General features: G+C 42.4%; 6 protein-coding genes. 1 reads left to right on the plus strand and 5 read right to left on the minus strand.

What is annotated here, in order from left to right; all coding sequences use genetic code 11:
* Positions 1 to 21: 21 nt before the first annotated feature.
* Positions 22 to 2,898 carry a beta-prism lectin domain-containing protein gene (locus tag AACT21_RS02730; RefSeq protein WP_094163190.1) on the plus strand — a complete coding sequence of 959 codons (2,877 nt, stop codon included), beginning with the start codon at positions 22 to 24 and terminating at the stop codon, positions 2,896 to 2,898.
* A 166-nt stretch (positions 2,899 to 3,064) separates the two neighbouring features.
* Here the strand turns inward: AACT21_RS02730 and AACT21_RS02735 are convergent, their stop codons facing one another.
* From AACT21_RS02735 to vpsN, 5 genes are all read right to left on the minus strand, one after another.
* On the minus strand, positions 3,065 to 4,381 hold the full coding sequence (locus tag AACT21_RS02735) for an O-antigen ligase family protein (protein WP_094163186.1): 1,317 nt from the start codon (positions 4,379 to 4,381) through the stop codon (positions 3,065 to 3,067).
* Positions 4,382 to 4,452: 71 nt separating this feature from the next.
* Positions 4,453 to 5,067: a hypothetical protein gene (locus AACT21_RS02740; RefSeq protein ID WP_013857353.1), complete on the minus strand. Its 615-nt coding sequence runs from the start codon at positions 5,065 to 5,067 to the stop codon at positions 4,453 to 4,455.
* A 551-nt stretch (positions 5,068 to 5,618) separates the two neighbouring features.
* The gene (locus AACT21_RS02745) at positions 5,619 to 6,320 is read right to left on the minus strand and encodes a VpsP family polysaccharide biosynthesis protein (protein WP_088728713.1); all 702 of its coding nucleotides are present in this window, start codon (positions 6,318 to 6,320) and stop codon (positions 5,619 to 5,621) included.
* A 2-nt stretch (positions 6,321 to 6,322) separates the two neighbouring features.
* The gene (gene vpsO, locus AACT21_RS02750) at positions 6,323 to 8,527 is read right to left on the minus strand and encodes an exopolysaccharide regulatory tyrosine autokinase VpsO (protein WP_088721035.1); all 2,205 of its coding nucleotides are present in this window, start codon (positions 8,525 to 8,527) and stop codon (positions 6,323 to 6,325) included.
* A 13-nt stretch (positions 8,528 to 8,540) separates the two neighbouring features.
* Positions 8,541 to 9,050: exopolysaccharide export protein VpsN (gene vpsN / locus AACT21_RS02755; protein ID WP_445285936.1), on the minus strand; the 510-nt coding region annotated here is incomplete at its 5' end.

Genomic DNA, 9,050 nt, shown 5'->3' on the forward strand with positions numbered 1-9,050 from the left:
CAAGTAAAGGAAGTCTTACAGATGACGTCTCAATATATTGCACTTGCTGTCAGTCTTTTGTCGCTAAGTAGCACCGTGGCTCAAGCCACAACGAATGAAGCCGAAGGGTGTATTATCAGCCGCTTGAATGGCGAAAAATATTGTTTGAATGTAGGAGAGCGCTCGGGATACTCCCTACCTAGCTGGATTTATGCTCATCCAGTCGATGTACAGGCTCCGAGTGGTGTCTCTGTCATGCTGAGTGATTGGGACAACCTGTCTTATAACCGTTTGGCTGTGTTCAATCGTTATACTGGCAACGAAGATCTTAAGAATGTTAAGGCCTACAACGGCGCTTATTTAGATTTTTCTAAACCACGCTCAATGCGAGTGCTGGCTTCTGAAACTTATCCTGAGGCTTGTATCGTTAGCCGCCAAACGGGTGAGCGTTTCTGTTTGAAAGAGGGTGAGCGCTCAGGCTACTCATTGCCTGCTTATATCTATACTCATGAAGTGGATGTGGAAGCGCCACAAGGTTTAGGTGTCATGCTGAGTGATTGGGATAACCTCTCTTATAACCGTTTAGCGGTATTTGGTGGTCATACTCAAAATGAGCAGATGCGAGCAGTCACAGCCTACAATGGCGAAACTCTTGATTTCTCAAAGCCTCGTTCAATGCGTGTTGTTCCTTATGAAGGTGACAGCTCTGCACTCAATATGAAGCTTAAGTGGTCTTGGCAAGGCAGTGCTTTCCAACCTAATTCTAACCAAGTGATGGTTACGCCGGTTGCCGCGCAACTGAATGATGACAATGGCGATGGCAAGATTGATGAAAAAGATGTCGCAGATTTGATCGTAGTGACATTTGAAGGAAACAAATATGCCAATGGCGGTTTAGTGCGTGCTTTAAGTGGTGTGGATGGTTCTGAGTTGTGGAGTTATGCGAATGGTGGTGTGATCGCGGATGCGCGTTATTCTCCTGCCGTAGGCGATCTGGATGGTGACGGAATCGTTGAAATTGTTACAACCAACAATCGCGATCAATTCATCACGATTTTGGATAACCAAGGCAACATCAAAAAACAGATCACAACCACAGAAAGTGGCTGGCGTATTGTTGGTGATATCACGTTGGCTGATTTAGACCATGATGGCAGCGTCGAAATTCTGGCTGCAGATGGTGTGTATAACTACCACACAGGGCTGATTTTTAACCACCCTTGGGCACCGTCATCGATCAACGTTGATGTCGATGGCGATCAGCAACAAGAAGTCTTTTCAGGTGGTACTCTGTTTCAAAATAACGGCGCGATCAATTGGCAATATCATGCCAATGATGCAGTTTGGTTCTCTTCGCTGGTTAACCTAGATAATGATGCTGAGCCAGAGATTATCGCTTCAGTTCCTGCTTCTGCATCTACTGGGCATAACGCACGTTTTGCTGTGCTAGAACACGATGGCACCATTAAGTGGGAAATCAATAATACTGCCAATCCAGGCGGTGGTGTGCAGGCGGTATCTAACTTTTTAGGCAAAGCTCAAGCAGTTGAAACGAGTGAGTTCTCAAAAGTCTATGGTTATCAAGCTAATAGCAATCCTGCTTCTATTGTTTTGGCGGTCGATGGCAAAATATCTGTTCGTTCAGGATTCGCGATTGATGCGATTGGTGCTTCTGCTTCGACTTTAGTCGGTGGTACGGGAGGTAATCTTAATGCCGCAGTTAACGTCAAAGATATTAAAGCGATTGATCTGACTTGGGGTAAATACTATTGGGGTGGTTATCATTTATTGGCGCTCGATTTTAGAATGAGCAACGGTAGCGTGATTTCTATGGGCTCTAAAAACTATGCTTATTCCAAGCAGACCGAGCGCTTTACTGTACCAGCAGGTAGTCGTATTAAAGGTATTAAAGCTTGGAGCGCTGGTTGGCTGTTGGACGGTGTTCAGTTTGAGTTAGCTACGCTAAATGGTACCAATGATCTGGATGTAAAAGGGATTGTTTACGCGGGTTATGCCGCTGTCGATATGTATAACAGCAAAGGTGAGCGCGTTTGGTCTGTTGCGAACGATGATACTGGCAGCGGCAAAATTGGTGTGTCTGCCTATGACTTTGATAATGATGGTATCGATGAAGTACTCGTACAAGATCATGCTCGTGTGCGAGTATTAGATGGAAAAACGGGTAAAGAACGTGCTTCGTTAGCGCACTCAACGGCGACACTTTGGGAATATCCTATCGTGGTCGATCTGGAAGGTGACAATAATGCAGAGCTGATTGTTGTTGCTAATGATTTTGATAAAAACTATGTCGTTAACCATGGTGTGTTTGTTTATGAATCGGCGGACAATGCAAAACCTTGGAAGAATGCGACTCGTATTTGGAACCAGCACGCTTTCCACCTGACCAACATCAATCAAGATGGCACTTTACCTACTTTTGTTGAGCCAAGTTGGTTGAGCCATAATACATACCGTTCGAGTACATTACGTGCAACGGTGGGTGGTGAGTCTCCAATTTTTGGTTACTCAAATACTCAGCAATCACAACGTGTAGTGACGGCGGATAACCAGATGTATCTGCGTTCTGGTTTTGCGATCGATGCGATCGGCACGACGGTCAATAACTTGGTGGGCGGCCCGGTACAAGGTACTAACGGTGGTGTGCTAAGAGCACCGATTGCTCTTGATCAATTGCAATCCGTGGAAGTTACCTCTGGTCTTTATAACTGGGGTGGTTACCACATAGTGGCGATTAAGTTCACGATGAAGGATGGCTCTAGCGTGTTATTGGGCTCAACCAACTATGCGAGCAACAAAAAAGTTGAAACGTACACTGTGCCGCAAGGTAAACGCATCAAGCAGATCAATGTTTGGACTGGTGGCTGGTTAGTTGAAGGCTTGCAGTTTGTATTCGATTAATTGATATCGTTTTAATTCAATAATTGAAAATCCCTCGAGACAATCGAGGGATTTTTTATTAACCAGATATGGAGTAGGAATTGTTTTGGACGTATACCATTCCTACTTGAAGCTGCGCGGTGTTGGAAACATTCGTTTACCTGCAACTTCAAGTCGTTTTTATATATCAGGAATATTTTGAACGAGTGACTAGACTCGGCATTGAATTTGCCCAGTGTCCCATCAATAAACACAGCAAGAAATAAAGTGTTGTTGCGGGAGCTTGAAGTGGGAAATCAACACTCATGTGTATCAACATACCAATAATAGCCATCATGGATGATAATCCGATGCCTTTCATCAATCTATTTCTGCGGTTTTTAAACGCATAAAATGCGCGTTGGGCGGCGACTAAGATCATTACACCTAATATCGAAACCATGACAAGGCCTGATTCTAAGGTGAATTGGATGTAGTCATTATGAGCATGATCGTAAAACAGTTTTACTTTTCCTTGATTGTAGGAAGGAAAAGTGGAGTAGAAAGTACCAGCCCCAAAGCCAGTCAGAGGCCTTTCTTGTATTGCAACTAGGGAATATCTGACAACATCATCTCTTGATTCACTTTCCAAGCTAGTTTCAATAAGACGTTGTTTGACTTTCTCCAATCCAAACCATTGGCTCACGATGAACGTATCAATGATGAATAAACTGATTATGAGCACATAAACACTTTTGGGTTTCGGTTTGTAAAACAATAGCAACAGCACACAACCTACGGTTAGGGCGATAAAGAAAGCCATATTTCCCATTCTTGAGCGTGTTAAGACTAATGCAATCACCATGATCACGAGCCCTAAACGTACAAAGGCTTTATCAGACAGCAACACGGCTAAAAACTGTTTAGTGATATTTCTAAATCCGGTTTTGTGTGAGCTATCGAGTTTTGCAATTAATAAGCCAAATCCAATGCAGAGATTCAGCATCAAGAAGTTTGCCAGATGATTATGATAGACAAAGCTTCCGGAGGCTCTATTTCCTAGTGGCAGCTTGAATATTATCGAATGATCTAGGTTGAGTAGCAAAATCACGCCAGCGTAAAAGCCTTGGCAAATTCCACTGCTAACCATGACTACTGCGAGAAGTTTTAATTTTTTAGGTGTATCGATGAGGACAAGAGCAATAAGACAAAACTGGAAATAGTGGAGCGATTTGATTGCAGAGACAAAGACTAAACTAGGATCCTGAGTTATACCAAGTTGTGGAATACTTTGGATGAATGACCAGCAAGTGATAAGTGCGATGGGAATGATGACTAATTTTCCCCTTATCAGACAGTTTTTCCAATGCTCAAAAGAGTAGTTGAATAAACAGGCAATAAGCAGCAATGCAATCCAGATTTCATTGAATGACCATGCTAATGGGCGATTACTACCTAAAGGTATGGGCAGCCAAAATACAAAAATGAGAAATATTGGGAAAATGGATTTTTCTATTAGACGCATACTATTAATATCAATTAAGAAGGGCAGGAATATACCTGCCCTAAACTGGATGAAAGTATCGAATTAAACGATCAGTTTGGTGAAGCGGTACCACCACCACTGCCATTGCCGGTTCCAAGTGTTGTGGTGTTACCTGGCACCGTTGCGACTGGAGGTAAGCCACCAGGTAAAGCCGATGGAGTACCTGCCGCTGTCGGTTCAGTAATGGTCGCTGGGTCAGCGCCACCGGAGATTGCAGCAACAATCACATCAGTTGAGTCCATTAAATCCATTGCAATAACAGCATCAACGATAGCTTGAGCTGACTCTGGTGATTTAGTGACAGCAAGCTGAATGACTTCAGAACGCATCTCTTGAGGTGCATTTTTAACGAGTATTGCAGTCAAAGCTGCGACTTGGTCACTCGATATATGGTCAAATACTGTATTGAAGATATCGAGTGCTAGTTGTGGGTGTAGAGTAGACGCTAGGTCCGCCATTTCCAGAGCCATGCTTGGGCATAGTTTCATTAAAGCTTGCAGAGAAATAATGGCATCGTCTGCTTGTTCTAGGCTGGCTCTTATTGTGTCTGTGGCCACTTTATGGTTTTTATAAAGTGAACAAGTAATTTCTGTTTCGGCATATAACCTTGAACTAGCCAGCAAAGCTGAAATAGCAATCCAAAATATCCATAGTGATTTTTTCATTGGTAAGTCCTAAAAGCCTACGATTTACTGTTGCGATGATTATAAGTGAAGTAGTACATCCAGTGATATCGTACTTCTGTTAATAAGGGTTCGATTCTCATTCTTAAGGCGTTTTTATGCGCGAGGTTGTCTTAGTTTGGAGCATAAGTTTGAAGATTGAAGTCTGCTAGTAACGTAATAGATTATTGAGGCCATTGTTATACCAAGTAAGCTTGCCCCTAAATCGAGCAAAGAGAATGATCGTGAACGCGATAACATTTGTAAACTTTCATCAATTACGCAACAGGTCGAGACGATAACTATGGCGAGAAAGATGCTCTGTATAGGGGAAAGAGTGGCGGAAATTACTCGGATAAAAACCAAGGTAATGAATAGCGCAAGTGTAAAGTGGAGATAAATATCACCGCCGAGTGACTTTTCCAAAAATATCGGTATCTCAGCATGAATATTCAGTGTTTTTGCCAGTGATAGCGAAGCCGTACCAAGAGAAAGCAAGGCTAACATGAACAAGGCGATAGGCCGGTTTATTGAATAATGTTTTATCATCGAGATCACTCTAGCGCTCTCTTGCAGAGATTATTTTTCTCAGTATAACGTTGAGGGTTATAAATAATAGCTGCACAGGTAAATTTTAAGAGACCGTTTGATTTTAGATACTGGTAGGCTTCTCCTCGGCTTTGAGGATGAGCTAATGCTCTTGCGGCGTGATCAATAATGATAGTTCGCTGCGGCGCTGAAAAAATAGACCAATGGTTAAGGCCAATCTGGGAAAGTGTGTTGTTCACTTTGGGTGTAAAAGGCCCATATCTGTCGGCTTGCGCAAAATAGAGATCAATATTTTCCCCTTTCAACTGAGTTTCAATCACCAATAAATCAGCCCATGTATCTGACCAAGTGGGTCTCAATAATGCACTTTCCAAGTAGGCCTTTTTTGCATTGAGCAAGCGGCTCTCTTTATCTACATCATCGCCCAAATAGGCTTCCCACTCATAGACCTTACCCAGTAAATTGTGGTAATGAGGATGGTCTCTGTGGTGTTGTAGGGCCTTTAGTATCATGAGTTTTGTCTCATTCACTTGCTCTAAAGTTACACCATCACTGTGCTTTGTCCAGTAGTCGATATTTCTTTCTGTTGCTAGCGCGTAAATGGACGCCGTCAAAAAATGAAATGCAAAATAGAGAGTAACGAGTGCAGTTAGCCCAATGCTCAAACGCAAAGCATGGGCTAAAAAAGGGTGATTCACGACCTTCATGGTTATTTTTCTGGGCCGTAATAGGATTGATATTGATGATAACCGCTATAATTAGAGGCTTTTTTGGTGTTCAGTTTGTTCAATATGACGCCATCAATTCTCGCTCCTTGCTGCGTTAAGCGTCCGACCACATCTCTAGCCACTTTAGTACGTGTGTGTGGAGCATTGATCACGAGTATGGTCGAGTCCACGTACTGCGACAGCATAAATGCATCACTCACGGCTAAACATGGAGGTGTATCAATCACGATTCTGCTATAGCGTGTCTTTAGCTCTTCGAGTAGTGAGGCAAACTTAGGCGAGGAGATAAGTTCAAGAGGATTGTCTGTCACGACTCCTGCAGCCAAAACATCAAGCCCTGATTCTTCATCGGTATAGAGACACTCTTCTATGGTATGCGTACCTATGAGCAAGTTGCTCATTCCTGGCTGTGAACCAGAGATGCCAAAACGGTGTGCAACCGACGGTTTTCTCAAATCGCAGTCAATCAGCAGTGTTTTTTCCATTTGTGCCAGTGAAAAAGCCAAATTGATACTCGAGGTTGTTTTTCCTTCCTCAGGTAGTGAAGAAGTAACCATTACCACATGATGATCTTTGTTGGTGTTGGCAAGTAAATAACCAGTCCGAACGGTTCTAATCGCTTCTGTTAGCTCTCGGTGTTTCGAATCAAAATAGGTTTTGAGCGTCAGGGGACCTCGAGTTTTAATTGCCGGTATAATACCGAGTAAGCTTAGTGATAACTGTTTTTCGACCTGTTTTACATCGAGGAATGTATCATTTACCGCATCAGCAATGAAAGCAACAACACACGCCAAACCAAACGAAGCGACAAACGCTAACAATACAATCAGTTTACGATTCGGTTTACTTGGGGCGAGGGGCGGATTGGCAAAATCGGTAAAACGAGCAATCGTAGCATTAAAGTCGCTCGATGCACTGGTCTCTTTTTGACGACTTAAAAAGAGATCAAACAGCTCTCGGTTTGTTTGGACTTCGCGCTTTAGCTCTGAATATCGTGCATTTTTTACGGAAAGGCTTTGAAACTCTGATTTGCGTTTCTCAAGTTCCCGGTGTAAAGAACTCTCTGCTTGCTTAGCAGCCTGTAACTCATTGTTGATCCCGTTTAGTAGTTGTTTTAGTTCGGAATTTAAATTGCGTTTAACAGAGGCTAGTTCGGCTTGAGCTGATTTTAGCTTTGGGTGTTTGTCACCATAACGTTTTGATAGTTCCGAGACTTTCTTTTCAGCTTGCACTTCAGCCAATTTGACATCTCGTATCGTCGGGTGGTTAGAGATCTCTGGGATAGATGCAAGGGCAGAGAGGTCACCATCTTGACGGCTGTACGTTTGAGCGACCAAATAAAGAGTCTCAGCTGCAACGCGTCTGTCTCTCGTTTTATTCAATTGAGAGGTCAGTTCTTCAAGTTCTTGAGATGCTAGGCTTTCAACGCCTTGGATATCAACTAGTCCTTCAGATTTTAAAAATGTTTGTAGTTGAGCTTCTGACTTTTTTAGTTGTTCGCGCAAATCACCCATGCGGTTGTTGAGCCAGCTATTCGCCTTCAGTTCAACTTGAAGTTTGTCTTCGATATGACTATCCATAAAGACGTTACCAATCTCATTGGCAATTTGAGCCGATAATTTAGGGTCTTTACTGGTGTAGAAAATATTCACTAGTTGAGTTTTTCTTATTGGGCTAACTTCTAGCCCACGCTTAAACTTAGCCAGAACCAATCGGCTAGTCCGATAGTTTTGGTCTTCCTGTGATATTTCCGCTGGCTCTTTCTTGAACGATTTTAGAACAGGAAACCATTCCAATACATCGAATTTAAACCCAGTTTTTTGATTATTTTCTACAGTAGGGTCAAATTCTGGGTGGCTGGCAAGGTTAAGGCGTTTAATGACTTCCTCTGCGACTCGGTCTGATTTCAAGATCTCTATTTGAGTCAAATAGTATTCTTGGCTTTTGGTATCTAAACCATAGATGTCTTCAATCGAAACAGCTTTTGCTTGCTTTGATTCGATGATCAGTGAGGCGCGAGCGGTATATTGCGAAGGGATTGACAATGCAATCAATACGGCGATGGCGGTAACCATTGTAGAAAAAAGTAGAATACGCCATTTATAGTTGAGAAGAACATGAAAATACTGACGAATATCAATAACTTCATCTGAGTTCAAGTGATTTTTAATTAAAGAGTTTTCCATACAACTAAGTTACCTAAAAAAAGCTTTCTTCTACGGTGAGAATGTCACCAGGCTGAATTTTATGAAGCAATGTTACTTTTACTGGCTTGGCCTCAGGAGCATCACTTGATGATATATAGATCTTAGTTTTAGACGCTCGCTCAGTGAATCCACCCGCAATCGTAATGGCTTTGTTTACGGTTAACCCCGGATGATACGGGTAACTCCCGGATATTTTCACTTGTCCGTTGATAAAATAGGGACGATATTCGACTATGCTGACAAAAACATTGGGATTAACCAGATACCCATCGATTAAACCATTGTGGATAACAGTTTTTACTTCCTCAATCGTTTTTCCTTTCAGTTTAATTCGTCCCAAAAAAGGGTAATCAATGTTACCACTGTCACCCACACGCGTTTCAATAGATAACTCTGGTTCATCATAAACTTGAATCCGAATTTGATCCCCAACGCCTAACTTATAAAAACTCTCATTGGCCAATGTTGACCAGGAAAGACAACTCAATAGAATGACTAAGAA

This window comes from Vibrio sp. V08_P9A1T1 (assembly GCF_963874405.1).
Lineage (GTDB): Bacteria > Pseudomonadota > Gammaproteobacteria > Enterobacterales > Vibrionaceae > Vibrio > Vibrio anguillarum.